Below are 26,051 nucleotides of genomic sequence, written 5' to 3'. Positions count from 1 at the left end.
TGTTCGGTAAACTGCTTTTCAGGCTGGTGCCGTATAAATAGACTGTACACACCAGCCTGGAGGCAAACATGCCCCTCACGATCGCCTACTCCAACGCCGCCAATTCATTCGGCCCGCGTTACCCCGATGGTCAAACCCTGATGCGCAAACGCACGCTTCGCCAAACAGCAAAGTTGTTCAAGGTAGGGGCTGAAGTGTTGTTGAACATGGCACCGGCCACAGTTATTGCCTACAACATTGCCGAGTTCGGCCGCTGGATCTCGACAAGCCACCCTGTGCTGGTTCAACTGCAAACGGGCGAGCTTCAATACTGTCGCTTAACTGACCTGCACATTGCTGAAAACCCGAGCATTCAGACCCACTGAAGCTGACTATAATCCGGTGATGAATTCATCATCACCGACACAAAACACCATCGGCTTTATTGGCCTTGGCAACATGGGTTCCGCCATGGCGGGCCACCTTTGCAACGCAGGTTACAACGTGCTTGCGTGGGCGCGAAATGCATCCACTTTTCAGGCGCTTGCCGACCTTCCTGTCAAACCGCAACCCAGCATTGACGCATTGTGCGCGAACACCCGTTTGATCGCATTGAACGTGACCAACACCGCCGATGTTCAATCGCTGCTGTTTCGCGAGGGCGGCATTGCCCAATGCGCTCAACCGGGCACCATTGTTGTGGATTTCAGCACGATTGACGCTGCCGCTGTTGCGGAAATTGCGCGCACGCTCAAGGCAAAACAAATCGACTACATCGACTGCCCAGTGTCTGGCGGAGCCACTGGCGCACGCGCTGCAACACTGAGCATGATGGCAGGTGGTGATTGGGCTGCATTCCAACAGATCGAGCCCATGCTGAAGCACTTGGGAAAAACCATTCGCCATGTGGGGTCCTCGGGCGCTGGGCAAGCGATTAAAGCCGCCAATCAAATGGTGCTGTGTATTCAGTTGGTGGGCATTGCCGAAGCCATGAATTACGCACTGGAACAAGGCGCTGAATTAAGCGTGGTGCTTGAATTGCTGCAAGCGGGCTTGCCCGCAAGCCGGGTATTGGACTGGGCTGGGCCGCACATGGTAAATGGCTTCACTGACCCGGTTTCAATTGAAGCGCACCTGCATGCGAAAGACGTGCGCATGGTGGCGGATGCTGCGAAGCGGCAAGGTTTGCATTTGCCGCTGTTGTTTAAAACAGCAGAGTTGCTGGATGAACTGGTGGCCGAGGGACCGAAGAGCCAGGACACGTCGCGGATTTTCGAGGTAGTACGCAAACACATGCGGGGCTGATGGCCAAGCTGCACAGGCGCACCCGAGCAAATCAACCATACCGCATAGCCGAACCACGCCGCATCAAATGTCGTAGGCCTGCCCACCGCCCAACACGCGGTCAATCAGCTTCGGGGTCAACATGGGCGCAAACACCGCAATGAATTCGTACATCAACGTGCGCATAAACACGCCCTGCCGCAAAGCAATGCGCGTGGTGTTGCGGCCGAACAGGTGGTCAACCGGCACGGCCATCAAACCTTTGTCTTTCAACGCATCAAAAGCCACCTCGGCAATAATGCCCACGCCCAAGCCCAAACCCACATAGGTTTTAATCACATCGGCATCAATGGCTTCCAACACCAAATCGATGCTAACGCCCGCCTTTTGAAAGGCCGCATCAATTTTCTTGCGGCCAGCAAAGTGCGTTTCGTAGGTAATCACCGGCATTTGATCGAAATCGGCCAAAGCAATTTGTCGCCCGCCTTTAACAAACGGCGTTAACAAAGGCGAATCAGTGGGCGCAACCGCAATGTGACCCCAGTCATAACAGGGAAAAGTCACCAAGTCGGGTTCGTCGGCCAAGGCCTCGGTGGCCACTGCCAAATCCGCTTGATCATTGCGCACCCATTGGGCCAATTGCTCGGGCGTTCCCTGTAGCAAAATCAGCCTCACCTTCGGAAATTTTTTGCGAAAAACCGCCACCGCCTGCGGCAACACATATCTGGCTTGTGTGTGGGTGACCGCCACGGTTAGTTGCCCGCTTTCACGCGCTGCAAATTCTTCGCCCACGCGTTTGATGTTCTCCAACTCGGCCAACACCCGCTCGCAAGCTTGATAAACCAATTCACCGGGCGGGGTTAAGCCTTTGATTCGCTTGCCATGGCGCTTGAAAATCTGAAAGCCCAACTCATCCTCGAACTCGATAATTGCCTTCGAAACACCAGGCTGAGAGGTAAACAAAGCCTTGGCCGCCTCAGTCAGGCTGAAGTCGTGGCGAACCGCTTCCCGAACAAACCGGAGTTGGTGCAAGTTCATAAAAATCCTTTATTCCACAAGGGAATATATAAATGGAAATATTGTCGTTTGAATTATAAGGCGAAGCGCCTACACTGCAAGTCCCAAAAAACCATTTTCATCGAGCTTTCACGTGCCTTTTGACATCGATTTAGTCTACGTCGCTTCTGGCCTTGCGGTCGGCCTTTTGGTCGGCCTCACTGGCGTGGGTGGTGGGTCGCTCATGACCCCCCTGCTCACGGTGATGTTTGGTGTGCCTGCCACGACCGCAGTGGGCACTGACCTGGCATTTGCAGCCATTACCAAGGGCGCAGGTACGTTGGTTCACCGCATGCGCAACACCGTGAACTGGAAAATTGTTGGCTTGGCGTGTTTGGGTAGCGTGCCCGCTTCGCTGATTACGATTGCCGTACTGCATGGCCTCGATATTCAGAATGCTGGCAAAGGCAGCCCCATTGATGTATTCATCCGCTGGTCCATTTCCATCTGCGTCATGTTGACTGTGGGCGTTCTTATTTTCAAAACCAAGATTGTTCATTGGCTACAAAACCACCCGCAAGCGCAATTGGAAGACAAAACGCGTACCATCGCTACCGTGGTCGCATTTGCAATCATCGGTATGTTGGTCACTGTGTCGTCTATTGGCGCAGGTGCGATCGGCGCCATGGTGTTAATCATGTTGTATCCACACCTGAAAGCCTCTGAAATCGCAGGCACCGACATTGCCTATGCAGTGCCGCTCACCACTGTTGCAGCGTTTGGTCACTTTAGCCTGGGCACAGTTGATTTTGGTTTGTTGGGCGCACTGCTGCTGGGTTCGATCCCTGGCATTACAGTGGGTAGTTATTTAAGTCGCGCAGTGCCTGAAAGGTTCTTGCGCGGGGTATTGGCCACGACCCTCACCGCCGTGGCCGCAAAACTGGTGATGTAAATGTACAAATACGACGACTATGACCACGCCCTTGTACGCGAACGCGTGGCTCAGTTTCGCAATCAAACCGAGCGCTTTCTCAAGGGCGAATTGACGGACGAAGAGTTCCGACCATTGCGCCTGCAAAATGGCCTGTACATTCAGCGCCATGCGCCCATGCTGCGCGTGGCCATTCCCTACGGCTTGCTGGGTGCAAAACAATTGCACCGGCTTGCAGACATTTCGGCCAAGTACGACCGCAACTATGCGCACTTCACCACGCGCCAGAACATTCAGTACAACTGGCCCGCACTGGAGAGCATTCCTGACATTCTGGCTGAATTGGCCGAAGTTGAAATGCACGCCATTCAGACCAGCGGCAACTGTATTCGCAACACCACCAGCGACCCGTTCGCTGGCATTGCGAAAGACGAATTTGTGGACCCACGCCCATTCTGCGAACTGATTCGCCAGTGGAGCACCTTCCACCCAGAATTTGCGCACCTGCCGCGCAAGTTCAAAATTGCGGTGAATGGCGCGGCCGTGGATCGCGCAGCCGTGCAAGTGCATGACATCGGTGTCAACCTGACCCGCAATGCTGCCGGTGAAGTGCTTGCACAAGTGCTGGCTGGTGGCGGTTTGGGCCGCACACCCGTCATTGGTTCCGTGATTAAAAATGATCTGCCCTGGCAAGAACTGCTGACCTACATTGAAGCGGTAATGCGCGTATACAACCGCTATGGTCGCCGGGACAACCTGTACAAAGCCCGCATCAAAATTCTGGTGCGTGCCATTGGTCCGGAAGAATTTGCCAAGCAGGTTGAAGAAGAGTGGCAACACATCAAAGGCGGTGTGTCCGTTATTCCCCAGAAAGAATTTGACCGCGTTTCCTCTTTCTTCACTGCACCTGCTTACGAGCAATTCAGTGCCGAACAAGTGGCAACCATTGCCGAGCAAAACCGTGGCTTGCGCGCCAAGCATGTGGGCTTTGATCGCTGGCTAATCCGCAATGCACGCGAACATCGCCAGCCTGGTTACGTGGCCATCAGCATTTCGCTGAAGCGCCCCGGTATTGCCCCAGGCGATGCCAACACCGATGAAATGCACCTGATCGCCGATTTGGCTGAGCAATATTCTTTCGGTGAACTGCGTGTGACTCACGAGCAAAACTTTGTATTGTCCGACGTGGCCGAGCAAGACCTGTTCGAACTGTGGAGCACCTTGAAGGAACGCAACCTGGCCATGCCCAACATTGGTTTGGTGAGCGACATCATCGCCTGCCCCGGCGGCGATTTCTGTTCACTGGCCAATGCCAAATCCATTCCAATTGCCTTGGGCATTCAGGAAGCTGTGGACAATCTGGATTACCAGTTTGACCTGGGCGACCTTAGCCTGAACATTTCGGGTTGTATCAATTCATGTGGCCACCACCACATTGGCAACATTGGCATTTTGGGTGTCGATAAAAACGGCGAAGAGTGGTACCAGGTTACCTTGGGTGGCCGCCAGGGCAACAATGCCTCGATCGGCAAGGTGATTGGAAAGTCCTTCTATGAGAAAGACGTACCTGGCGTGGTGGTGAAGTTGCTGGAAGTGTATGTGCGCGAGCGTCATGAAGACGAACTGTTCATCGACACGCTCGACCGCATTGGCGCAGACCCATTCAAAGAGCACGTGTATGCCAACAAGGAGGCTGCATAAAATGGCAAACATTATTGTTAAACCACTGAACGGCGAAGCTGAAATTGTTGCCGATGAATTTGTGGTGATTGAACAAGGTACTGATGAAGCACCCGTGGCTGTTCCCGCTGACGGCAAAGTACTGGTGCACCTGTCTGTTTGGGAAGCCAACAAAGCCGAACTTTCTGCACGCGCACAAGCCGGTGAGTTGGGTGTGTACCTGAACCCGGACGACAACCCCGAGCAGTTGCAAGGCGATGTGAACGTACTCAAGCTGATTGCGTTCAATTTCCCGGTGTTCAAGTACGGCCAAGGCTATTCAGGCGCGGTGTTGCTGCGCACGCGCTACAGCTTCACAGGCGAAATTCGTGCATTCGGTGACGTGTGGCGCGATCAATTCTTCTACCTGGCACGTTGCGGTTTCACGCAATTCGACATCAAGGAAGGCAAGTCGCTTGAAGACGCATTGAATGCATTTGCTGATTTCACCATTCCTTACCAAACCAGTGCCGATGGCTCATTGCCCGTGTTCAACCGCAGGGCTGCAGCCGCAGGAGCATAAGCATGAATGCAGTGAATACTTCGGCACAGTCGCGCTTTCACAGTGTTGAAGCAGCAACGGAAAACAACGCTGTGCAAGAGCAGGCGATCGCCGTGTTTCGTGGCCCGCACCAACCCGCCACTGACATTGCCGCGAAAGTTCAAGCGCTGGAAACATTGTTGACCCAAGCCGCCAGCGAATTCGATTCAATCGCGCTGGCCAGCAGTTTGGCTGCTGAAGACAATGTTTTGTTCGATGTAATTGCCCGCCTGAAACTGAACATTCGTGTGTTCAGCCTGAACACTGGCCGTTTGCATCAACAAACGCTGGACGTGGCCCCTGCCCTGCAAGCCAAATACGGGCAAACCGTAGCGTGGTTTGAACCACAGGCCGCCGCGGTCGAAACCTATGTGAACACCAAAGGCCGCGATGCATTTTATGAAAGCACTGCGCTGCGCAAAGAATGCTGCGGAATTCGCAAGGTAGAACCCCTGGCTCGTGCGCTGAAAGACGCCAAGGCATGGGTCACCGGGCAACGTCAGGCCCAGGCAGCCACACGTGCTGAATTGCCCACACGCGAATTCGATGTTGACCGTGGCATTGAGAAATTCAACCCCCTGGCCGACTGGAGCGAGGCGGATGTATGGACCTATGTTCGCCAGTACGATGTGCCCGTGAACAAACTGCACTTTGAAGGTTTTCCTTCAATTGGCTGCGAGCCTTGTACCCGCGCAATCACGATTGGTGAAGACATTCGCGCAGGCCGCTGGTGGTGGGAAGACCCCACCAGCAAAGAATGCGGTTTGCACAATGCCAATTTGAAAAAATAAGCTGAATTAATACAACGAGAGAAATCATGAGCACGCAAGTACACACCATGTCCCACCTGGATTGGCTCGAAGCAGAAGCCATCTACATCATGCGCGAAGTGGCCGCCGAATGCGCACGCCCAGCCATGCTGTTCTCGGGTGGCAAAGATTCCATCGTGATGCTGCGCCTTGCGGAAAAAGCATTTCGCCCAGGCAAGTTTCCATTTCCCTTGGTGCACATTGACACTGAGCACAACTTCCCGGAAGTGATTGAATTTCGCGACTGGAAAGCCAAGCAATTGGGCGAAGAACTGATTGTGCGTTCCCTGGAAGGATCAATCAAAAAGGGCACCATTCGCCTGCCCCACCCCGAGGCTTCACGCAACTCGTTTCAAAGTGTCACCTTGCTTGAAACCCAGGAAGAATTCGGTTTCGATGCACTAATGGGTGGCGCCCGTCGGGATGAAGAAAAAGCCCGCGCGAAAGAACGTATTTTTTCCTTCCGCGATGGCTTTGGCCAATGGGATCCGAAAAACCAGCGCCCCGAGCTTTGGGACCTGTACAACACACGTGTGCACCCCGGCGAGCACATGCGCGTGTTCCCGATTTCCAACTGGACTGAACTCGATGTGTGGCAATACATTGAGCGCGAAAAGCTGGAACTGCCCAATATTTACTACGCCCACGAACGTGAGGTGATCGAGCGCAACGGCCTGCTGGTTCCCATTACTGACATGACACAGCCCAAGGCAGGCGAAACAGTCACAACCCGCACGGTGCGCTTCCGCACGGTGGGCGATATTACCTGCACCTGCCCAGTGGCAAGCAGCGCGGCAACACCGGCTGAAATCATCACCGAGACTGCGGTCACTGACATCACAGAGCGCGGCGCAACCCGCATGGACGATCAAACTTCCGAGGCCTCCATGGAGCGCCGCAAGAAAGAAGGCTATTTCTAAATCGAGATGAATACCATGAACGCAATTAACGAAGCCCTGAAACTGAGCACCCAAGACCACGGTGTGCTGCGCTTCATCACCGCTGGCTCTGTCGACGACGGAAAATCAACCTTGATTGGTCGCCTGTTGTTTGACAGCAAAGGAATTTTTGCTGACCAGCTGGCCGCCATTTCCAAGGCAAAAAACAAGCGCACCGCAGGTGATGCAATCGACTTTTCCCTGCTGACCGACGGTCTGGAAGCGGAGCGCGAGCAAGGCATTACCATCGACGTGGCTTACCGCTATTTCGCCACACCTGCACGCAAGTTTATTGTGGCCGACACACCAGGTCACGAGCAGTACACACGCAACATGGTCACTGGCGCATCCACTGCCGACGTGGCCATTGTGCTGGTCGACATTACCCGCGTTGCCTTCGAAGAAGGTGCGGAAGGCCTGAAAGCCACACTGCTGGCCCAAACCAAACGCCACAGTGCAATTGCCGGCAAACTGGGCATTCCAGCGATTCTATTCGCCGTGAACAAAATGGACCTGGTTGATTTCGACCAGGCAAAATTCATTGCCACCGAAAAAGCTGTGCGTGAACTGGCTGTTACCGTGGGCGTTGCCGAAGCACTGGTGCTGCCCATTTCAGCCCTTACAGGCGACAATGTGGTTACCGTCAGTCCAAAAACCCCTTGGTACACTGGCCAGCCCTTGCTGCCCATTCTGGAAAACATTCCAAGCCGTGCCGACCGCGCAGAGGCCGCCCACAAAGTGGGTTTCCGTTTCCCGGTGCAATTGGTGGCACGCCACGATGGTCACAAAGCCGAGGATTTCCGTGGCTACATGGGTCGCGTTGAAGGCGGCAGCGTGAAAGTGGGCGACACCGTGGTGGTACACCCTTCAGGCCAAAGCGCTGTGGTATCGCGCATCGTGCTGTTGAACGATGATTTGCCCGAAGCGCACCTGGGCCAGTGTGTAACACTGGTGCTGGACCGCGATGTGGATGTTTCCCGCGGCGATCAAATTGTCAGCAGTGGCGACACCGTGAACCACACCCCGGTGAAATCATTGACGGCCGACATTTGCTGGTTGGACAATGAACCATTGAACCCTGCGCGCAAGTACTGGATCAAGCAAACCACACGCCAAACCCAAGCCAAGATCAAGGCGGTGAATTTGGTGCTTGATATTCACACCCTGCTGCATGGCGAAAGCACCAAAACGGTGCAAATGAATGACATCGCGCAGATTGAATTGGTGCTGGCGCAGCCCATCGTGGCGGATTTGTACACCGAATGCCGTGCAACAGGCAGTTTTATCTTGATTGACAGCGCCACGAACCAAACTGTGGCTGCTGGCATGATCGTTGCAAAGAACTAAGCAACGACCCTTCACCCGGTTGTTGGTTGCTTGTTCTTAAATAGGGACTTTTAAAGATGGGACGCGTTGTATTGATTGGAGCAGGACCTGGAGCGGAGGATTTAATCACCGTTCGTGGCCTGAAGCTGTTGATGCAGGCAGACTGTGTGTTTTACGATGCGCTGGTCAGTCCCTCTCTTCTTGCCGAGTCCCGTCCCGATGCAAATCTTGTCGCGGTTGGAAAACGCTGCGGCAAGAAATCCACAGCCCAGCACTTCATCAACAAACAACTTGTGGAAGCGGCTGAAAAATACACATTGGTTGTTCGCCTGAAGGGCGGTGACCCCATGGTGTTTGGCCGCGCCGATGAAGAAATTACAGCTTTGAAAGCTGCAGGGCATACAGTGGAAGTGGTGCCAGGAGTCACTGCGGCTTTGGCTGCTGCCAGCAGCTTGCAAGCTTCGCTGACACTGCGTGGCGTTGCTCGCAGCCTGACACTGACCACCCCTTCTGTGGGCGCCAACGAAGTGCCCAGCACGGAATTGTTCACCGGCACTGAAAACGACACGGTGGCCGTGTACATGGGCTTGCGTCAGGCTGGCCCATGGGCCGCAGCCTTGCTCGACAAGGGCCGCAACCCCAACACTCCCGTGATTTTATGCGAAAGCGTTTCGCTTCCTGCTGAAAAATTCACGCCACTGAATTTGGGCAAGTTGCCTTCGTTTTCCGCTGAACAGCTCACCGATGGGCCTTGCCTTATCTTGATTGGCCAAGCCTTGGCCAAAGCATGTGCAGCGCTTCAACAGGCCAATAAAAACCCAGCCGATATTGCTCTGGCTGGGTCGATCAAAGCCGCTTGACTGAGCCGTTTTAACCCGCGGCAGCCTCGCACTTCTTCATGAACGAATTTTTGGCAGCGCCGGCCAGCTTTTTGCCGTCTTTGCCCACTGCGCGTTCCGCACAACTGGCTTTGTTGTCAGCCATGCATTTTTTCATAAACGAATTTTTTGCTGCACCATTCAATGGCTTGCCTTCTTTGCTAACCGCTTTGGCCTGACAAGCTGCCTCGGTGGATTGAGCGTAAGCGGGAACTGAAAAACACAGCGCAGCCAACAGCAACCATTTTTTCATGGAAAGTCTCCTGTTTGTTTTATTGATTAAACCTGCTGAACAATTTCATTGGCAATTGCTTGCCACACTGCATCCCACTGACCCACAGCTGTTGTGGCCTCAATGTTCAAACCCGGGTGTTTGGCTTTCATTTCTGCCATGATCACCGGGAAATCGTTTTTCAAGTGCCCGCCCTTTCCAAAGAAAATGGGTACCACCTGAATATGCTCCACACCGCCCTGCGCCATGCAGTCCACCGTGTCGGGCAGGCTGGGTGCCATCAATTCGAGAAATGCCAGTTCAACTTGCACATTGGGCAGTTGGGTAGTCAACATGCTTTGCAAGCGTTTCATGGGCTCGGCCCACTGTGGGTCGCGCGCGCCATGACCAAACAACACAACTGCTTTTTTCCCGGTACTGCTCATCGATTCCTCAATACATTCAAAGTGCGCCAAGGCGCAGGTTGCGACACCCACCACAATGCGCCCATGCCCACCACAAAGCCCAGCAAACTGGGCAAAGCCGCACTGACGAACGGCGGGAAGCTGGCCACCATGCTGAGGTGGGAAAACAGGTTATTCACCAAATGGAAACCTACACCTATCATGATGCCTGCGAACACTTTCACACTCACACTGCCCGACCTGAAATGCAAATAAGCAAACGGCAGCGAGATCATCATCATGATCAAAATGGCAAATGGGTACATGATTTTTTTGGCAAAGGCCAAATCAATGTTGTCGGTGGCCTGCAAGTTGCTGCTTAAAAAATTGGAGTAGTTGTACAGCTGCCATGCACTCATGCGGTCGGGGCGAACAAACAAACCTGTTAATAATTCAGGCGACAAATTCGAGGTCCAGCGCATTGTTTCAAGAGATTCAAATTCGCTGGCCTGAATGGTCAAGCCCGCTTTGGCGGCATTCGGGTTGTTCACCGCCTCATCGAAATACCGCTGAAACAGCACATTGCGAAGCTCCCAGTCACCCGACTTGGGATCGAACATGGCACTTTCAGCGCGTACCCAGGCCCGAATTCGGGACTCCGGGTCCAGTTCGTAATATTCCAGTTTAAGCAATTCGCCGTCTTTGTTGAACGAGTCGAAGTTCACAAAACGCACGCGTGCCTCTGCATTGGGCGCGCTGTAGGTGTCGCGCAACCAGTACCCGCTTCGAAAATCGCGATCCACTTCATAGCCCAAAGCCTTGGCCCGCATGGGCACCGCCGCCCGCTCGGCCAATGGCGCCACCGCCTCGCCGAACAGCACGGTGATCACCACCACACCGGCTGCAATGCGAACCAACATTTTCAGCATGCTGGTGGTACTTAAACCTGCAGCGCGCATGGCTGTCAATTCACTGCTGGCGGCCAGCTGCACCAAGGCGTAAATCGAGCCGATCAGCGCGGCAATGGGCGCAATTTCATACACCCGGGCAGGCAAACCCAACAACACCGCGACGAAATAATAAAACCAACTGGTGCCGGGCAAACTCAAACGATCCACCTCGGCAATCAGATCAAAAAAGGCGAACAAACCAACAAAGGCAACCATCACAAAAGTGATCGCTTTGTAGAGCTCGCTTCGAAAGTAAACCAGCAAGGAATGGGGGACGGTGAAGGGCTTTTTCATCGTTTGATCTCCTGCCCGGCCACCACGTCTTGCAAATCAAGAGAACGAACCGGCCTGCGCCATTGAAACAATGGGGCGCCTGCGGGGCGGTTGCGCTTCATCATCAGAAGATAAAACAGGAGTAAGACAATGGCGTGTGGCAGCACCAAAGCCACCCAGAAATCGAGCGTTTCCTTGGAGACCATGCTTTGAGTGACCGACACGATATTGCTGTAGGTGAGGTAAATCAACAAGGCAAAGAGCTGATTCAGTGAATTGCCACCCCGTGGATTGACAAATGCCAGTGGAATGGCCAGCAAACCGAGCGCCAGGGCAGACAATGGCAAGCTGACTCGCCACAACAACTCGCCTTGCGCGGCCGGTGAAAAATCGGCGATCAGCAAGTCGACGCGGCGGTGTTGCAATTGAAAACTGGGAGCTGCACCCAATGTGTTGTCGATTGCCAAACCATACGTCTCGAACTCAGTGCTGGCAAAACGTTCACCGGTGCTGTCCAGCGTGGCTCGGCGTCCACCACTGAGCACCAGATAAGGCTGGCCATTCACGTCCACTTCCACGCTGCCACGGGCTGCCGAAACCACGGTGCGGGTGTCGCCTTTGGAGTCCACCACAAACACGTTTTCAACCTGTTTGGTGACCTCGGATTGACGCTCCACGAAAAACACGCGATTGCCCTCGCCTGACTCCCTGAACTGCCCGGCACTGACTTTGCTCACATCGCTGCGTTTGGCAAAACGGTCTTTGGCAGCATCGAGCTCAGCCTTGGCCCAAGGGGTAAGCCACACCGAACACACCATGGCCAGCACGGTAAGAGGCACTGCAAAGCGCAACACGGGCCGCACCAGCGAAAAAAGAGAGACGCCCGAGGCAAACCAGGCTGTCATTTCCTGTTCCTTGAAGGCGCGAGACACCACACCCATGACGGCAATGAACACGGTGATTACCAAGGCGGCGGGCAGGTATTGAAGCCCGCCCAACAAAATGAGTGTAAAGACTTCGGCGTTGTCGACTTTGCCCCCTGCAGCCTGGCCCAGGGTTCGAACCAGCACCGTGGTCACAATGATGGTAAACAGGGCCACAAAGGTGGCACCCGCTGTTTGTGCGAAGTCTTTTCGAAAAGTGGATCGAAACAGCATGCAATGCAGGTGGGCTGCGCTTTGACTCGCTAACCCAGCTTGTTAATAATGGTAGATTGTCGCATGCATTCGTTTTGAATGGTCGAGCATTAATCGCAAGAAGGAACACCATGACAGCAACACCCGCCACACCCAAAGCCAAGAAGCCCAGCTCCCCCCGCGCAGCCAAAAAAGCAGCACCCACGCCGCCGCCGATGTTCAGCTTCAAGGCCGGCACCGGTGCGGTGGCCAAAGTGACTGCGGGCGGCCCCGTACCTGCAAAAGGCTGCGATGTGGCTGTGGTAGCTGTGTACAAGAATGGCGAATTAAGCGCCGCCGCCAAACGAGCCGACATTGACACCGAAGGCTTGGTGGCCAACGCGTGCAAGGCTGACAAAAACCTGGGCAATTCAGGCAGCTGCCGCGTGGTGTTCAATACCGCCAAGGCAGGCGCCCCGGTGTATGTGCTGGTCGGGCTGGATGAAGCCGACAAATTAAGCATCAAATCATTGCGCAAAGCCACTGGCTTGGCCTGTGATGCGGTCAAAGGCCTGAAACCTGCCAAAGTATTTTTTGCACTGAATCAGGAAGTACCCAAGAAAAGTACCGACAAAGAGACCGCAGCCCTGTGTGCGCGCACCATCACTGAAAGCTTTTACAGTTTTTCAGCCTGCAAAAAGCAGGACGATGATGCCGCTGCCCCGCCCGCGTTTGAGTTGGCCTGCACAAAATCGACTCTGGCAGCAGTAGAAAAAGGTGCTGCCATTGGCCATGCCATTGGCAACGGCATGCAGTTGACCAAAGACCTGGGTAATTTGCCTGGCAATATTTGCACCCCCAATTACCTGGCCGAAACTGCAAAAGCCTTGGCCAAACAATACAAACTGGGTGTGGAAGTGCTGGACCACAAAAAAATGGAAGCACTGGGCATGTTCAGTTTGTTGTCTGTGGGTAAGGCATCCAGCGAACCCCCAAAGCTGATTGTGCTGAAGTACAACGGTGCAAAAGACTCCAAAGAAGCCCCGGTGGTATTGGTTGGCAAAGGCATTACTTTCGACACGGGTGGTATTTCACTGAAGCCTGGCGCAGGCATGGACGAAATGAAATACGACATGTGTGGCGCGGCCAGCGTGCTGGGCACCATGAAGGCAGCCGCCGAAATGAAGCTGGCCCTGAACCTGATTGTGGTGGTACCCACTGCTGAAAACATGCCGGCCGGCAATGCCAGCAAACCGGGCGACGTGGTGGTGTCCATGAGCGGACAAACCATTGAAATTTTGAACACCGATGCTGAAGGCCGCCTGATTCTGTGCGATGCCCTGACCTATGTAGAGCGCTTCAACCCGGCCGCGGTGGTCGATGTGGCCACACTGACCGGCGCTTGCATTGTTGCACTGGGCCATGTGAACACCGGTTTGTTCAGCCCCGATGATGACCTGGCCAATGAACTGTTCAATGCGGGCCAAAACGCGCTGGACACTGCATGGCGCATGCCACTGGACGAGGAATACCACGAACAGTTGAAAAGCAACTTTGCCGACATGGCCAACATTGGCGGCCCGCCCGCTGGCAGCGTCACAGCCGCCTGCTTCCTGCAAAAGTACACCAAGGCTTACAGCTGGGCCCACCTGGACATTGCCGGTACCGCTTGGCATTCCGGCAAGGCCAAAGGTGCAAGTGGTCGCCCTGTGCCCATGTTGGCCGAGTTTGTCATGAAGCGTGCGAAGGCCTGAGGGTTTTGAATTGACACGAATCGACTTTCACTTGAATGTTTCAGACCACCTGCTGTACACCTGCCGGTTGATCCGGAAGGCGTACGGCAGCGGCCTGAAAATTGTGTGCTACAGCACCCGCCCCGAGGTGCTTGAAAACCTGGACAAACTGCTGTGGACGTTTTCCGAGGAAGACTTTCTGCCCCATGTTGTTTCGGGTCACCCCGGTGTGGCAGACACGCCCATTGTGCTCACTGACAAGGCAGACGACATTGTCCATTACGACCTGCTGATCAATCTTGATGAGCAATGGCCACCCTTTTTTGCCCGGTTTGAACGCCTGGTCGAAATTGTGGGCACCGATGAAGACAACAAAGCCCTGGCACGGCAGCGTTACAAGTTTTACAAAGAACGCGGTTACCCGCTGAACACCTTCGACCGCGCAAACGGTTAAGGACTACAACATGAGTGAACATTTTGATGGTGGCCCACCACTGCTGACCGAGGTGATTGAATCGGGTTTGCGGGAGATTGAACAATCCACCGGCAGCCGCCTGGGTGGAAATCTAAGTGACCCGCAAATTGAAATTTTGCGGGCACAGCTACCCGAGTTGTTTGAGCGCGCCCTGCTTCGAATCAAACCCCAGTTGATGCAAGAGTTTGAAAAAATCGTGCTGGACGCGCTGAAAAAATAATCAGGTTTTAAACACCTGCACAGATTGGGTCAAGCTGCCCGCCAAATCGGTAATCTGACCGGCCACGTGTTTGTTCTGTGCAATGGCCGCGGTGTTTTCCTCGGTCATTTGCGCCACACGCTCCACGTTGCGGCTAATTTCAACACTCACATTGCTTTGTTCTTTCATTGACACAGTAATGGCTTGAATCGCCTCGTTCACGCGGTCGGCATTGGCCTTGATCTGGTCAATGGTTCCCGACACGGAATCGGCCTGTTCAATACCCTGCTTCACCATGCCCACCGAGTCTTCCATGGATTTGGATGCCTGCTGGGTAATACTCTGGATTTGAAACACCATGGTTGAAATGCGCTCGGAAGAGCCCTTGGTTTGCTCAGCCAGCTTGCGAACTTCATCGGCCACCACTGCAAAACCACGACCACTTTCGCCCGCCCGGGCCGCCTCAATGGCGGCATTCAAGGCCAACAGGTTGGTGCGGTCCGCAATGTCGGTAATGGTTGAAATGATTTCCGAAATTTCATTGGACTGTTGCTCAAGCGAACGCACTGTGGCCGCACTGCCCTGCACTGAACTTGCAATATTTCGAATGCCGTCTACCACCAAGCCGAGCGTTACACTGCCCTGGTCTGCAGACTGCTTGGCTTGCAGGGCGGTGTGAGAGGCGTCGTTGGAGTTCTCGGTGATTTGACTGATCGACACGGTCAATTGCTCCACGGCAGCAGCCATCGACGATGTGGCATCAGCCTGCTCAGAGGCTGCGTTATTCATTTCATCGGATGAAGTACGCACCGCACTTGCACTTTCATTCAGTGATGCAGTGGAACCACGAATACCCTCAATCAAACCGCGCAGGTTGGTTTGCGCCTTGCCCAGTGCAAGCAACAGTCCATCAACCTCGTCTTTGCCCTCTACCTTGATGTTGCTGTTCAGCTTGCCCTCGGCCAAGGCATTGATGTGGATTGTGGCGGTGCCAAGCTTGCGCTTGAACATGCGGGAGATCATGAAGTTCAAAACCAAACCTGTGAGCAATGCAAACAGGGTGATTGCGACGGTGATCACAATTGACTGCTGGTACACGCCTTGGCTGACCTCCTGGCGCTGCTTCAGCAGTTTGAATTCTTCAGCCTCCACTTTCGCCAACACTTCACGCATTTTGTCCATCAGCGGTTTACCCGGTGTTGCATCCACCATGGCATTGAAATCTTCCGGGGCCATATTGCCCTCGATGACCAAACGCTTGGCGTCAATCAAGGGATCAACCACGGAATTCAGCCAGGTGCGGTAGTGTGCGTTAAACAGGCGCAACTCCTCGGTTACCACTGGATTGTGGGCTGTTAATTCGGAAACCTTGTCCAAATGCTTTCGTACCTGATCTTTCCCCTCGTTGAAGGGAACGAGATAGGATTCATCCCCACGCAGCAGAAAACCACGCTCACCGGTTTCGATATTCACCAGGTTTTCACGAACAATCAGCACATTTTCGATCACTTCGTGCGTGAATTCGTTTTTGGCATTCGCGTCCATGATGCGTTTGCTGTTCAACACACCCAAACCACCTACCACCACGCCCAGCAAGATCACCGTGACCAAACTGGCACTGAACTTTGCACTGATGGAACTCAACATGAGAAACCCCTCTTTGAACTGTCATTGAATGACAACTTAACCCTGCTTTCTTGAAAATGCCTCACTCGATCAGGGCGGACGCATTGCTGCCACCCAGTCGGATTAGTTTGCATTTTGCAACAATCACTGCATCGTGAATTTGAGGAATAAAGGGACTTTCCTGCCCCAGACCAAACAACTCAAAGCCGGGAGTGCACCCGCAAACGCTATAATGTCGCGCTAAGCCATTGTTGACGTTGTCCATTTTCAAGTACCACTGCCATGACCCTTGCCAAAAGTTTCGACCCGAATGCCATTGAATCCCACTGGGGCCCCGAATGGGAGCGCCAAGGCCACGCCAAGGCCAGCACAGTGGAAGGCAAACCCGACTTTTGCATTCAGTTGCCACCACCGAATGTGACGGGCACCCTGCACATGGGCCATGCATTCAACCAAACAATCATGGATGGCCTGACCCGCTACTACCGCATGCGCGGCCACAACACCCTGTGGCAACCCGGTACTGACCACGCAGGCATTGCCACGCAAATTGTGGTTGAGCGCCAATTGGCGGCGAAAAACATCACGCGCCATGATTTGGGCCGCGAAAAGTTTGTTGAAAAAATTTGGGAATGGAAAAACGAAAGCGGCAGCAAAATTACCGAACAAATGCGCCGCATGGGCGCCAGTGTTGATTGGCAGCGCGAGTACTTCACCATGGACCCTGCTTTGTCCAAGTCAGTCACTGAGGTGTTTGTTCGCCTGTTTGAACAAGGCCTGATTTACCGTGGCAAGCGCTTGGTGAACTGGGACCCCGTGCTGAAAACCGCTGTTTCTGACCTTGAAGTGGAAAGCATTGAAACCGAAGGTCACCTGTGGGAACTGAAGTACCCGCTGGTCGAAGCGGACCCAGCGAAAGGGCTGACCCACCTTACAGTTGCCACCACCCGACCGGAAACCATGCTGGGCGATTCGGCCGTGATGGTGCACCCCGAGGATGAACGTTACCAGCACCTGATTGGTAAAAAAGTAAAGCTTCCGCTGTGCGACCGTGAGCTGACTATTATTGCGGATGACTACGTGGACAGCAGCTTTGGCACTGGCGTAGTGAAGGTAACCCCCGCGCACGACTTCAACGACTATGCGGTGGGCCAGCGCCACAAGCTTGAACTGATCAATATTCTTACTCTTGATGCCACCATCAACGACAACGCGCCGGCGAAGTACGTGGGCATGGACCGTTTTGTGGCCCGCAAACAAATTGTGGCCGACCTGGAAGAACAAGGCCTGCTGGGTGAAATCAAACCCCACAAGCTGATGGTGCCCAAGGGCGACCGCACTGGCGTGGTCATTGAACCCATGCTGACCGACCAGTGGTTTGTGGCCATGACCAAAGCCGCTGAAGGTGATACCACGGGCAAAAGCATTACCCAGAAAGCCATCGATGTCGTGGAACAGGGCCAGGTGAAATTTGTACCCGAGCAGTGGGTGAACACCTACAACCAGTGGCTGAACAATATTCAAGACTGGTGTATTTCCCGCCAGTTGTGGTGGGGCCACCAAATTCCGGCATGGTATGGCGACAATGGCCAGGTATTCGTTGCACGCACTGAAGAAGATGCCCGCAGCAAGGCCGCAGCAGCAGGCTACACGGGCGCACTGAAGCGTGACGACGACGTGCTGGACACTTGGTTTTCATCCGCACTGGTGCCCTTTTCCACTTTGGGCTGGCCCGACGAAACACCCGAACTGAAGCACTTCCTGCCTTCATCCGTGTTGGTCACAGGCTTCGACATCATTTTCTTCTGGGTGGCCAGAATGATCATGATGACCACGCACTTCACTGGCCAGGTTCCCTTCCACACCGTGTATGTGCATGGTTTGGTGCGCGATGCCGAGGGCAAGAAGATGAGCAAGTCGGTGGGCAACACACTTGACCCAGTCGATTTGATTGATGGCTGCGATTTGGACACCCTGTTGGTGAAGCGAACCACGGGCTTGAGCAAGCCACAAGACGCACCGAAGATTGAAAAGAAAACCCGCAAGGAATTCCCCGAGGGTATTCCTGCTTACGGTGCAGATGCATTGCGATTTACCTTCGCCAGCCTGGCCACACTGGGCCGCAACATCAACTTTGACCAGAAGCGCTGCGACGGTTACCGCAACTTCTGCAACAAGTTGTGGAATGCAACGCGCTTTGTATTGATGAACACCGAGGGCCAGGATTGTGGTTTGAGCGATCACGATGCAGACGCCTGCACACCCGGTGGTTACCTTGATTTTTCACAGGCCGACCGCTGGATCACCAGCACACTGCAACGTGTGGAAGCCGATGTGGCACAAGGGTTTGAGACCTACCGTTTCGACCTGATTGCGCAAAGCATTTACCAGTTTGTGTGGGACGAGTACTGCGACTGGTACCTGGAAATTGCGAAGGTGCAAATTGCCAACGGCACACCTGCACAGCAGCGGGCCACGCGCCGCACGCTGGTTCGCGTGCTGGAAACCATTTTGCGTTTGGCCCACCCCATTATTCCGTTCATCACCGAAGAATTGTGGCAAACAGTGAGTGTGGTGGCAGGCCGTCGCGAAGAAGGGCAGGCCGCCAACCTGATGACCCAGGCTTACCCGGTCAGCATGCCCAGTCGCATTGACGACAAGGCCGAGACCTATGTGGCCCAGCTAAAAACCACCGTAGACGCCATTCGTGCCCTGCGCGGTGAAATGGGTTTAAGCCCGGCTGAAAAAGCCCCGCTGATTGCCAGTTGCGAGGGCAATGCCGAGCAACGCGCCTTTCTGGAAAAAACAGGCCCGGTGCTGGCAGCTTTGGCCAAACTCAGCAAAGTGGATGTTGTTGATTCACTGCCTGCTGATTCCATGGCACCCGTACAAATTGTGGGTGAACTGAAGCTGATGCTGCACATTGAAATTGATGTGGAAGCGGAGAAAATTCGGATTGGCAAAGAAGCGGAAAAAATTCGAATTGAAATTGCCAAGTGCAACGGCAAACTGGGCAATGCCAGCTTTGTAGACCGCGCGCCAGCGGCTGTGGTTGATCAGGAAAAAGCGCGCTTGGCCGAGTTCAGTGCCTTGCTTGAAAAGCTGGAAAGTCAGCTTGGTAAGTTGAAATAAATAAGCGAAGTTGATTAAGTTCTTGAGCTAAAAAAAGAGCACCAATCGGTGCTCTTTTTTTATTCACCACCACGGTAGGATTAGCAACCCGCCGTGCACTTTCCTTTGCCATCAAAGCTCATGGTTTTTCCACTCAAAGGCACATGCACTGGCACCTTGCTGGCTTTCATGAATTGCTCGGTTTTGGTACCTGCAATTACCTTGCCGTTTTCGGTCGCCACTTCGTTGGCATGTGAAGCAATCACGGCCTTGGGTTCTACCAGTTTGTTCACCACATAGGCCGCTTCACGGGGGCCAGTGGTAAAGGTGTCGCCAATGTTCATCACCGCCAACTGGGGTTTGTAGTACTCGCCCACCACTTCTTTTTGCTCACCTGTAATGCCGGTATCGCCGCTCAGGTACACCGACAAACCGTTGCTGAATTTCACCACATAACCTGTGGGTGGCCCTGCGTAGGCGGTAATGCCGGTTTCTTTCAGCAACTCACCCAAACGTTGCCCGACAAAATCGCCGGCAATGCCATTGCTGTGTGCAGCAGGTACCGTGGTAATGCCGACACCATTGATGGTTTGCATGGCACCGAAACGAACCAGCACCGAGTTCTTCTCGTCACCACCGGCCTGTTTCAGCTTCGCGGCAAAGAAGGATGGCATTTCACTGCCGGTCACAATTTTTGCACCTGTTTTTACTGCGATGTTCACACTGTTGGAATTGGGCACGGCACTGACTGAAATGTCGGGCTTGTCGCAACTGCCGGCGTTGGGCGCCGGGTTGTGCCGATCGCCCAAGTGGTCACCGTGCATGTGGCTGACCAACACCACATCAATTTTGCCCAAACGCGGGTCTTCGGCACCGGCAACGGTGCGGCCCGCATCGTACAAAATTCGGGTGCCATTGGGGTCCTCGAAAATCATGGCGCGGTCAAACCGGCAAAATTCGCCCTCTTGACCGCCCAAAGGGGTCACTTTAACCAAGCCTTGGGCCTGAACTGCAAGGGGGAACATTAACGCGAGGGGAATTGTGTGAAGAAAAGAACGAATTGTCATACTGCGACCTGTTTGCTTCTGGGTTAATACACATCAAATACTTTGCCCAGCAGACCCATTTCACCTGCTTTCTCGAGCTCGGCTTTGACTTTGGCGTATTCATAAATCAAATCGGCTGCACCCAAACCCAAAGAACGCCAAGGCCGGTACAGGCGATGATCAAGCAGTGTATACGCGATAGACTCTCCGCTCAACTCGGATTGTGGCTTGGTGCCCAGGCCCACCATGGACCATTTTTCAAACATCAACTCGTTCGTAACCTCGGAAACCAGTAAGCGAATATCGGAATGTCTGGGGTCTTTCACTATTTTTGTATAGACTGCCGCCACCGACTCCCGTGGACCTTCCAGGCACTGCATAAATTCCACCCCGTTGCACAGCAGCAGGCCTTCAATACCCAGTCGCCTGTTGTTTCGGGCGGCTTGATCACACAAGTGCTCAAAGGCCTGACGGTCAAAACCAGGCGCCTGAACAGACGTGTAAATTAGTCGCAGCATACAATTCCAAGGATATGTGTCAGACAATCATATGACGCCCGTGGCTTAATCTAACTAACCAGAACGGGGTAGTCAATGTGGACGGGAAAGGCGCCTGGCAGTTTTGTGCATGCGGTTTCGGGCAAGGAAATCAAACCATTCATTGTCGTTTTGCGGCAATGGCATGGCTTTTGTTTGATAGTTTGTCGGGTTTTGAGGTGGACGAAGTCCAAAACTGTTTTGCATCAACTCCAGGGCATGCAGCAGGATTGCTTGAGTTTCTGCCTTGGTTTTTACGAGTTCAATGCACAATTCATCTGGACAAAGGCGAACCAAACCCAGCTTTAACAAGGGCTTTCTCGGGAAGTCTCTCAAGTTCCAGGTCAGAAGGCCCACCGGTTGCTGAACTTTGTGGCGCAGGGCCAGGGCTGAAGCGGCCACATGCCGGTCTTTTTCGTCCACCTGCCGAACATCTGCCAGGTACGGTTCATGCGCCTGCGGCAACAATGTCGCGTTCAAGCGGGCCGGCAATTCTGCGCGCTCAATGTCAGCATCTTGCGGGTGTAAGCGACCCAGGCGCACCAGGTTTCGGTAACACTCACTTTCGATGTGGGGGGTCCAATACAGCGTCGCGTTGTGATGTTCAGCCAGGGCCACCAAAAGCCAGCGAGTCCATTCCGAGAAAATAACATTGGCATCCAGTAGCCAATGCTTGGGCACCTCGGGCTTGCCGAGAAGGACGCTCACGAGGTACCAACCAATTTAACGACGTTTCATGTAAAAGATGAATGAGCCTGACTGGTCGGCCTGCTCCACCAGCTCATTGCCGGTTTGCTTGGCGAACATCGCGAAATCGCGCACAGAACCTGGGTCGGTGGAAGTCACTTTGAGCACTTGCCCGCTTTGCATTTCTGCCAGGGCTTTTTTGGTTCTCAAGATGGGCAGGGGGCAGTTCAAGCCGCTTGCATCCACTTCACGGTCAAAATTCATGTCTCTTCACTCCTTGGTTTACTACGCTTATTTTAATTCAATCCAGTTGACAGGCAGCTGACGTGCACTTAACCAATCTGCCATGGCCAGCCCTGTGCCCATGCGCCAAGGGCGCAGCTCTGCAGGCTCGACCAGTTTGTAATCGGCCAGTTCTTCCGACAAATTGATTTGCCCCACCGCCTTGATGTGATAACAAATGATCACTTCATTTTTCATGGGAAAGGGGTAAACGCCAATCAGGCTGCTTTCCACGGCGTCCAGATTGGTTTCCTCCTTCAATTCACGAATGGCACCTTGCTCTGGTGTTTCATCGCGTTCCAAAAAGCCGGTAATCAGCGCGTAAAAATGCGCGGGCCAGGCCACATTGCGGGCCAACAGCACTTTGTCTTCGTATTCCACCAAAGCGGCCACCACAGGCACCGGGTTGCCCCACTGCACAAAACCACACGCACCACAGGCCATTCTCGATTGGCCGGAATGCTGCAATTCGTGCAGCTTGGTGGCGCACATGGGGCAGTACTGATAAATGGCTTTGCTCATTGATTCGCTTCTTATTTGCCTCTTATTTGCCCTTCACCCATTCAACAACGCTGGCCAGCGCGGCATCCAGGTGCTCAGGCTGTGTTCCACCTGCTTGTGCCATGTCGGGGCGCCCACCGCCTTTGCCGCCCACCTGCTGGGCCACAAAGTTGACCAAGTCACCCGCCTTCACTTTCGCGGTGGCGTCTTTGCTGACCGAGGCGATCAAGCTGACCTTACCGTCCAGCACAGTGGCCAGTACCAATGCAGCATTGCCCAGTTTGTCGCGCAGTTTGTCGGCCGCTTCACGCAGCTGTTTGACATCTGCGCCTTCCAGCTTGGCAGCCAGCACTTTCACGCCATCTACATCCACGGCCTGCCCGGCCAGGTCGTCGCCCTGGCTGGCCGCCAGCTTGCTTTTCAAACGGTCCAGTTCTTTTTCCAGGTTTTTCACCTGGTCCATGATCTGGCCAATTTTTGCGGTGGCTTCAGTTGCAGGCACGCGCAGGCTTTGCGCAATGGCATCCACCTGAGCCTGTGCTTTCTGGGCAAATTCCATGGCACCCAAACCGGTGGTGGCTTCCACGCGGCGAATGCCCGCTGCCACGCCGCTTTCGCTGGTAATTTTGAACAGGCCAATGTCGCCCGTGCGCTGCACGTGGGTTCCGCCGCACAATTCGCGCGAGGAACCAATGTCGAGCACACGCACGGTGTCGCCGTACTTCTCGCCAAACAACATCATGGCACCCGCGCTTTTTGCGCTTTCAATATCCATGACGCGGGCCTGCGTTTGGGCATTGGCCAGAATTTCTTCGTTCACAATGCGCTCTACCTGCGCAATTTGCTCGGGGGTCATGGCGCTGTGGTGCGCAAAGTCAAAGCGGGTTTTGTCGGCGTCCACCAGCGAGCCTTTCTGGCTAACGTGTTCACCCAATACCTCGCGCAAGGCTTTGTGCATAAGGTGTGTGGCGCTGTGGTTGCGAATGGTGCGGTTGCGCTGGTAGTGATCAACCTGCGCGCCCACGGCGTCGCCCACTTTCAGTTCGCCGGTCACCAATTCACCGTGGTGGCCAAACACGCTGGCTTGAATTTTTTGGGTATCTGCAACGCGGAACAAATTCAGGCAAGCTGAACCGCTGGAAATTTCACCCTGATCGCCCACCTGGCCACCGCTTTCTGCATAGAAAGGTGTTTGGTCCAGCACGATGATGCCTTGCTGACCAGCGGCAATGCTGCTCACCGAAGTGCCATTCACATAAATTGCGGTGATACGGGCATTGGCCACTTCAAGCTGCTCATAACCTTTGAATTCGGTGGACACACCGCTGTAGGCCAAATCGGCGTCCATCTTGAACTTGCCCGCGGCACGGGCCTGCTGTTTTTGCTTGTTCATTGCCGTATCAAACGCAGCTTCGTCCACGCTCATTTCACGCTCGCGACACACATCGGCGGTAAGGTCCAGCGGAAAGCCGTAGGTGTCGTGCAGTTTGAATGCAGTTTCACCGTCTAGCATGCCGCCCTTTTGCAAGGCGCCCAACGCAGAATCCAAAATCGCCATGCCGTTTTCAATGGTCTCGAAGAAGCGCTCTTCTTCGGCTTTCAAAATGCTTTGTACCTGTGCTGCCGCCTTGGCCAGTTCGGAATAGGCTTCGCCCATTTCAGAAACCAGATCGGGCACCATTGCATTGAAGAATGGCTTGCGGCAACCCAGCTTGTAACCGTGGCGAATGGCGCGGCGAATGATTCGGCGCAACACATAGCCACGGCCCTCGTTGCCGGGAATAACCCCGTCGACCACCAGGAATGAACAGGCACGAATGTGGTCAGCGATTACACGCAGGGAATTGTTGGTCAACTCCACTGCATGGCCTTGTGCTGTCACTTCTCGCGCAGCCGCTTTGATCAGGGTTTGGAACAGGTCAATTTCATAGTTGCTGTGCACATGCTGCAACACGGCCGCAATGCGTTCCAGGCCCATGCCGGTGTCTACACAGGGCTTGGGTAGCGGGTGCAGCACGCCGTCGGCGCTGCGATCGAACTGCATGAACACCAGGTTCCACACTTCGATGTAGCGGTCACCGTCTTCTTCGGCGCTTCCGGGTGGGCCACCCCACACTTCAGGGCCGTGGTCATAAAAAATTTCAGTACAGGGTCCGCAAGGGCCGGTGTCAGCCATTTGCCAGAAGTTGTCGGACGCATAGCGCGCGCCCTTGTTGTCACCAATGCGGATAATTCGCTCGGCGGGCACACCCACTTGCTTGTTCCAAATGTTGTAGGCTTCGTCGTCTTCTTGGTACACGGTCACGTACAAACGCTCGGCAGGCAGCTTGTACACCGTGGTCAGCAATTCCCAGGCGTACTGAATGGCGTTTTCCTTGAAGTAATCGCCAAAGCTGAAATTACCCAGCATTTCAAAGAAGGTGTGGTGGCGCGCGGTGTAGCCCACGTTTTCCAGGTCGTTGTGCTTGCCGCCTGCGCGAACAGAGCGCTGGCTGGACGTGGCACGGGTGTAGGGGCGCTTGTCTTTGCCAGTGAATACGTCTTTGAACTGCACCATGCCGCTGTTGGTAAACAACAGGGTGGGGTCGTTGCCCGGCACCAGGCTGCTGGAAGGCACTTTGGCGTGACCTTTGCTGGCAAAGAAATCAAGAAACTTTTCGCGGATATCAGCGACTTTCATGTTGGAGCTACCTTCCTGAATAAAGCGGCGTGCGGTTTTTGGTTTAACCCTCGATTATAAGGTCATTCGATCAGTAAAAAGCCCTTTTACACCCAAGGCTTGCAGCGTTTTCGCCTGTTCCGGATCGTTCACGGTGTAAACCCGAACCACCCGCCCGGTGGTGTGTATGCGGCGCAAGGCCGTTGGGTCAGCCCCGCGCCAGTGCAGGTGAATGGCAGTTGCAGCCAGCGCATCGGCATGCAGCGCCCAATTGTCGGGCAGCTGTTCGTACAGCAAGGCAATGTCGAACCCCTGCAAAGGCAGCAGGCTGGCGTGGTAAAAGCTGGAGAACACCCAGTGCCGGGCAACGTGCTGTTGTTGTTCAAGCGGCAAGGCCTCAATGGCCGCCCGCACTGCCTTGCCCAGGGCAATTGCATTGGCGGGGTGGGTGGCTTTCAATTCCACATTGGCGCGCATGCCATGGGTTAAACAAAACTCGATGGTTTGCGCAAGGCTGGGTATGGGTTCGCCTTGCACGGCGTAATGCCGAAGGTCGCGGGCCCGAAGGCTGTTGAAACGGGTCAGTGAATCGGTGGCGGCCATAGCCGGGTCAACAGACCGCGCGCATCGACCCATTACCCAGTCGTGGTGAATCATGGGGGTCCCGTCGGCGGTCAACATCACGTCAAATTCAACAGCTTTGAATCCCGCATTTCGTGCAATATCAAAACCTTTCAAGGTGTTTTCAAGTTCACCTTTTCCGCTACCGCGGTGTGCCCACAATTCCATTTTATCGACATCCAAAGGTATCAAGGCCTTGACCTAGACTCAGCTTGGTCAAA

The 26,051-nt window shown here is 54.2% G+C and carries 26 protein-coding genes; 13 read left to right on the top strand and 13 right to left on the bottom strand.

What is annotated here, in order from left to right:
- Positions 1-68: 68 nt before the first annotated feature.
- Both FRIGORI9N_RS15150 and FRIGORI9N_RS15145 read left to right on the top strand, forming a co-directional pair.
- The gene (locus FRIGORI9N_RS15150; protein ID WP_159572843.1) at positions 69-365 is read left to right on the top strand and encodes a hypothetical protein; all 297 of its coding nucleotides are present in this window, start codon (positions 69-71) and stop codon (positions 363-365) included.
- A 19-nt stretch (positions 366-384) separates the two neighbouring features.
- On the top strand, positions 385-1,284 hold the full coding sequence (locus FRIGORI9N_RS15145) for an NAD(P)-dependent oxidoreductase (protein WP_159572841.1): 900 nt from the start codon (positions 385-387) through the stop codon (positions 1,282-1,284).
- A 63-nt stretch (positions 1,285-1,347) separates the two neighbouring features.
- On the opposite strand, the gene FRIGORI9N_RS15140 is transcribed toward FRIGORI9N_RS15145, so the two are convergent.
- On the bottom strand, positions 1,348-2,301 hold the full coding sequence (locus tag FRIGORI9N_RS15140; protein WP_159572839.1) for a CysB family HTH-type transcriptional regulator: 954 nt from the start codon (positions 2,299-2,301) through the stop codon (positions 1,348-1,350).
- A gap of 112 nt (positions 2,302-2,413) precedes the next feature.
- Here FRIGORI9N_RS15140 and FRIGORI9N_RS15135 point away from each other — a divergent pair, with 112 nt between their 5' ends.
- The 7 genes from FRIGORI9N_RS15135 to cobA are packed head-to-tail and all read left to right on the top strand — an operon-like array spanning position 2,414 to position 9,383.
- Complete coding sequence (locus FRIGORI9N_RS15135; protein WP_159572837.1) at positions 2,414-3,211, top strand: sulfite exporter TauE/SafE family protein; 798 nt, start codon at positions 2,414-2,416, stop codon at positions 3,209-3,211.
- The gene (locus FRIGORI9N_RS15130) at positions 3,212-4,891 is read left to right on the top strand and encodes a nitrite/sulfite reductase (RefSeq protein WP_159572835.1); all 1,680 of its coding nucleotides are present in this window, start codon (positions 3,212-3,214) and stop codon (positions 4,889-4,891) included. It abuts the gene before it with no gap.
- A 1-nt stretch (position 4,892) separates the two neighbouring features.
- Positions 4,893-5,432 (top strand): DUF934 domain-containing protein, encoded by a 540-nt coding sequence (locus FRIGORI9N_RS15125; protein ID WP_159572833.1) that lies wholly within the window; start codon positions 4,893-4,895, stop codon positions 5,430-5,432.
- Between the two features lie 2 nt (positions 5,433-5,434).
- Positions 5,435-6,241: a phosphoadenylyl-sulfate reductase gene (locus FRIGORI9N_RS15120; protein ID WP_201301513.1), complete on the top strand. Its 807-nt coding sequence runs from the start codon at positions 5,435-5,437 to the stop codon at positions 6,239-6,241.
- Between the two features lie 26 nt (positions 6,242-6,267).
- Positions 6,268-7,179, top strand: coding sequence for a sulfate adenylyltransferase subunit CysD (gene cysD / locus FRIGORI9N_RS15115; protein WP_159572831.1), 912 nt, complete (start codon positions 6,268-6,270; stop codon positions 7,177-7,179).
- A 15-nt stretch (positions 7,180-7,194) separates the two neighbouring features.
- The gene (locus FRIGORI9N_RS15110; protein ID WP_159572829.1) at positions 7,195-8,544 is read left to right on the top strand and encodes a sulfate adenylyltransferase subunit 1; all 1,350 of its coding nucleotides are present in this window, start codon (positions 7,195-7,197) and stop codon (positions 8,542-8,544) included.
- Between the two features lie 56 nt (positions 8,545-8,600).
- Positions 8,601-9,383: a uroporphyrinogen-III C-methyltransferase gene (gene cobA / locus FRIGORI9N_RS15105; RefSeq protein WP_159572827.1), complete on the top strand. Its 783-nt coding sequence runs from the start codon at positions 8,601-8,603 to the stop codon at positions 9,381-9,383.
- Between the two features lie 10 nt (positions 9,384-9,393).
- Here cobA and FRIGORI9N_RS15100 read toward each other — a convergent pair whose 3' ends face one another.
- From FRIGORI9N_RS15100 to lptF, 4 genes are read right to left on the bottom strand one after another with little or no spacing between them, the layout of a single operon-like run.
- Positions 9,394-9,654, bottom strand: a complete 261-nt coding sequence (locus tag FRIGORI9N_RS15100; protein ID WP_159572825.1) for a hypothetical protein — start codon at positions 9,652-9,654, stop codon at positions 9,394-9,396.
- 26 nt (positions 9,655-9,680) lie between these two features.
- Positions 9,681-10,058: a sirohydrochlorin chelatase gene (locus FRIGORI9N_RS15095; RefSeq protein ID WP_159572823.1), complete on the bottom strand. Its 378-nt coding sequence runs from the start codon at positions 10,056-10,058 to the stop codon at positions 9,681-9,683.
- Positions 10,055-11,260 carry an LPS export ABC transporter permease LptG gene (lptG, locus tag FRIGORI9N_RS15090; protein WP_159572821.1) on the bottom strand — a complete coding sequence of 402 codons (1,206 nt, stop codon included), beginning with the start codon at positions 11,258-11,260 and terminating at the stop codon, positions 10,055-10,057. Before lptG ends, FRIGORI9N_RS15095 begins: the two co-directional genes overlap by 4 nt.
- Positions 11,257-12,396, bottom strand: a complete 1,140-nt coding sequence (lptF, locus tag FRIGORI9N_RS15085; protein ID WP_159572819.1) for an LPS export ABC transporter permease LptF — start codon at positions 12,394-12,396, stop codon at positions 11,257-11,259. The genes lptG and lptF overlap by 4 nt, the downstream gene beginning before the upstream one ends.
- Positions 12,397-12,506: 110 nt before the next feature.
- Here lptF and FRIGORI9N_RS15080 point away from each other — a divergent pair, with 110 nt between their 5' ends.
- The 3 genes from FRIGORI9N_RS15080 to FRIGORI9N_RS15070 are packed head-to-tail and all read left to right on the top strand — an operon-like array spanning position 12,507 to position 14,782.
- On the top strand, positions 12,507-14,108 hold the full coding sequence (locus FRIGORI9N_RS15080) for a leucyl aminopeptidase (protein ID WP_159572817.1): 1,602 nt from the start codon (positions 12,507-12,509) through the stop codon (positions 14,106-14,108).
- Positions 14,109-14,118: 10 nt separating this feature from the next.
- Positions 14,119-14,541: a DNA polymerase III subunit chi gene (locus FRIGORI9N_RS15075; RefSeq protein WP_138518793.1), complete on the top strand. Its 423-nt coding sequence runs from the start codon at positions 14,119-14,121 to the stop codon at positions 14,539-14,541.
- A gap of 10 nt (positions 14,542-14,551) precedes the next feature.
- A complete protein-coding gene (locus tag FRIGORI9N_RS15070; RefSeq protein WP_159572815.1) occupies positions 14,552-14,782 on the top strand; it encodes a hypothetical protein in 231 nt (76 codons plus the stop codon).
- On the opposite strand, the gene FRIGORI9N_RS15065 is transcribed toward FRIGORI9N_RS15070, so the two are convergent.
- Entirely contained in the window at positions 14,783-16,408 is a 1,626-nt protein-coding gene (locus tag FRIGORI9N_RS15065; RefSeq protein ID WP_159572813.1) for a methyl-accepting chemotaxis protein, read from the bottom strand.
- A 261-nt stretch (positions 16,409-16,669) separates the two neighbouring features.
- Between FRIGORI9N_RS15065 and FRIGORI9N_RS15060 the strand changes: the two genes are divergently transcribed.
- Positions 16,670-19,519, top strand: a complete 2,850-nt coding sequence (locus FRIGORI9N_RS15060; RefSeq protein ID WP_159572811.1) for a valine--tRNA ligase — start codon at positions 16,670-16,672, stop codon at positions 19,517-19,519.
- 80 nt (positions 19,520-19,599) lie between these two features.
- Here FRIGORI9N_RS15060 and FRIGORI9N_RS15055 read toward each other — a convergent pair whose 3' ends face one another.
- The 7 genes from FRIGORI9N_RS15055 to FRIGORI9N_RS15025 all read right to left on the bottom strand — a co-directional run bounded on the left by FRIGORI9N_RS15055 (position 19,600) and on the right by FRIGORI9N_RS15025 (position 25,998).
- Positions 19,600-20,484 (bottom strand): MBL fold metallo-hydrolase, encoded by an 885-nt coding sequence (locus FRIGORI9N_RS15055; protein WP_236550931.1) that lies wholly within the window; start codon positions 20,482-20,484, stop codon positions 19,600-19,602.
- Positions 20,485-20,588: 104 nt separating this feature from the next.
- Entirely contained in the window at positions 20,589-21,062 is a 474-nt protein-coding gene (locus tag FRIGORI9N_RS15050; RefSeq protein ID WP_159572807.1) for a BLUF domain-containing protein, read from the bottom strand.
- Between the two features lie 72 nt (positions 21,063-21,134).
- Positions 21,135-21,788, bottom strand: a complete 654-nt coding sequence (locus FRIGORI9N_RS15045; protein WP_159572805.1) for a PIN domain-containing protein — start codon at positions 21,786-21,788, stop codon at positions 21,135-21,137.
- A gap of 15 nt (positions 21,789-21,803) precedes the next feature.
- Positions 21,804-22,031, bottom strand: a complete 228-nt coding sequence (locus FRIGORI9N_RS15040) for a sulfurtransferase TusA family protein (RefSeq protein ID WP_138518800.1) — start codon at positions 22,029-22,031, stop codon at positions 21,804-21,806.
- A 27-nt stretch (positions 22,032-22,058) separates the two neighbouring features.
- Positions 22,059-22,571, bottom strand: a complete 513-nt coding sequence (locus FRIGORI9N_RS15035; RefSeq protein WP_236550921.1) for an NUDIX domain-containing protein — start codon at positions 22,569-22,571, stop codon at positions 22,059-22,061.
- Between the two features lie 22 nt (positions 22,572-22,593).
- Positions 22,594-25,230, bottom strand: coding sequence for an alanine--tRNA ligase (alaS, locus tag FRIGORI9N_RS15030; protein ID WP_159572803.1), 2,637 nt, complete (start codon positions 25,228-25,230; stop codon positions 22,594-22,596).
- Between the two features lie 54 nt (positions 25,231-25,284).
- Positions 25,285-25,998 (bottom strand): glycerophosphodiester phosphodiesterase family protein, encoded by a 714-nt coding sequence (locus FRIGORI9N_RS15025; RefSeq protein ID WP_159572801.1) that lies wholly within the window; start codon positions 25,996-25,998, stop codon positions 25,285-25,287.
- Positions 25,999-26,051: the final 53 nt, after the last annotated feature.

This window comes from Limnobacter sp. 130, assembly GCF_902506325.1.
Taxonomy (GTDB): domain Bacteria; phylum Pseudomonadota; class Gammaproteobacteria; order Burkholderiales; family Burkholderiaceae_B; genus Limnobacter.
The sequence above is the reverse complement of the archived record's forward strand: the minus strand, read 5'-3'. Positions and strand labels throughout refer to the sequence as shown.

What these genes read in the sequence shown, in the direction of transcription:
- lptG (WP_159572821.1), bottom strand. Translation starts at nt 11,260, where the DNA reads ATGAAAAAGCCCTTCACCGTCCCCCATTCCTTGCTGGTTTACTTTCGA.
- FRIGORI9N_RS15080 (WP_159572817.1), top strand. Translation starts at nt 12,507, where the DNA reads ATGACAGCAACACCCGCCACACCCAAAGCCAAGAAGCCCAGCTCCCCC.
- FRIGORI9N_RS15065 (WP_159572813.1), bottom strand. Translation starts at nt 16,408, where the DNA reads ATGTTGAGTTCCATCAGTGCAAAGTTCAGTGCCAGTTTGGTCACGGTG.
- FRIGORI9N_RS15125 (WP_159572833.1), top strand. Translation starts at nt 4,893, where the DNA reads ATGGCAAACATTATTGTTAAACCACTGAACGGCGAAGCTGAAATTGTT.
- FRIGORI9N_RS15070 (WP_159572815.1), top strand. Translation starts at nt 14,552, where the DNA reads ATGAGTGAACATTTTGATGGTGGCCCACCACTGCTGACCGAGGTGATT.
- FRIGORI9N_RS15100 (WP_159572825.1), bottom strand. Translation starts at nt 9,654, where the DNA reads ATGAAAAAATGGTTGCTGTTGGCTGCGCTGTGTTTTTCAGTTCCCGCT.
- FRIGORI9N_RS15120 (WP_201301513.1), top strand. Translation starts at nt 5,435, where the DNA reads ATGAATGCAGTGAATACTTCGGCACAGTCGCGCTTTCACAGTGTTGAA.
- FRIGORI9N_RS15130 (WP_159572835.1), top strand. Translation starts at nt 3,212, where the DNA reads ATGTACAAATACGACGACTATGACCACGCCCTTGTACGCGAACGCGTG.
- lptF (WP_159572819.1), bottom strand. Translation starts at nt 12,396, where the DNA reads ATGCTGTTTCGATCCACTTTTCGAAAAGACTTCGCACAAACAGCGGGT.
- cysD (WP_159572831.1), top strand. Translation starts at nt 6,268, where the DNA reads ATGAGCACGCAAGTACACACCATGTCCCACCTGGATTGGCTCGAAGCA.
- FRIGORI9N_RS15025 (WP_159572801.1), bottom strand. Translation starts at nt 25,998, where the DNA reads ATGGAATTGTGGGCACACCGCGGTAGCGGAAAAGGTGAACTTGAAAAC.
- FRIGORI9N_RS15140 (WP_159572839.1), bottom strand. Translation starts at nt 2,301, where the DNA reads ATGAACTTGCACCAACTCCGGTTTGTTCGGGAAGCGGTTCGCCACGAC.
- cobA (WP_159572827.1), top strand. Translation starts at nt 8,601, where the DNA reads ATGGGACGCGTTGTATTGATTGGAGCAGGACCTGGAGCGGAGGATTTA.
- alaS (WP_159572803.1), bottom strand. Translation starts at nt 25,230, where the DNA reads ATGAAAGTCGCTGATATCCGCGAAAAGTTTCTTGATTTCTTTGCCAGC.
- FRIGORI9N_RS15145 (WP_159572841.1), top strand. Translation starts at nt 385, where the DNA reads ATGAATTCATCATCACCGACACAAAACACCATCGGCTTTATTGGCCTT.
- FRIGORI9N_RS15050 (WP_159572807.1), bottom strand. Translation starts at nt 21,062, where the DNA reads ATGCTGCGACTAATTTACACGTCTGTTCAGGCGCCTGGTTTTGACCGT.
- FRIGORI9N_RS15095 (WP_159572823.1), bottom strand. Translation starts at nt 10,058, where the DNA reads ATGAGCAGTACCGGGAAAAAAGCAGTTGTGTTGTTTGGTCATGGCGCG.
- FRIGORI9N_RS15150 (WP_159572843.1), top strand. Translation starts at nt 69, where the DNA reads ATGCCCCTCACGATCGCCTACTCCAACGCCGCCAATTCATTCGGCCCG.
- FRIGORI9N_RS15060 (WP_159572811.1), top strand. Translation starts at nt 16,670, where the DNA reads ATGACCCTTGCCAAAAGTTTCGACCCGAATGCCATTGAATCCCACTGG.
- FRIGORI9N_RS15035 (WP_236550921.1), bottom strand. Translation starts at nt 22,571, where the DNA reads ATGAGCAAAGCCATTTATCAGTACTGCCCCATGTGCGCCACCAAGCTG.
- FRIGORI9N_RS15110 (WP_159572829.1), top strand. Translation starts at nt 7,195, where the DNA reads ATGAACGCAATTAACGAAGCCCTGAAACTGAGCACCCAAGACCACGGT.
- FRIGORI9N_RS15040 (WP_138518800.1), bottom strand. Translation starts at nt 22,031, where the DNA reads ATGAATTTTGACCGTGAAGTGGATGCAAGCGGCTTGAACTGCCCCCTG.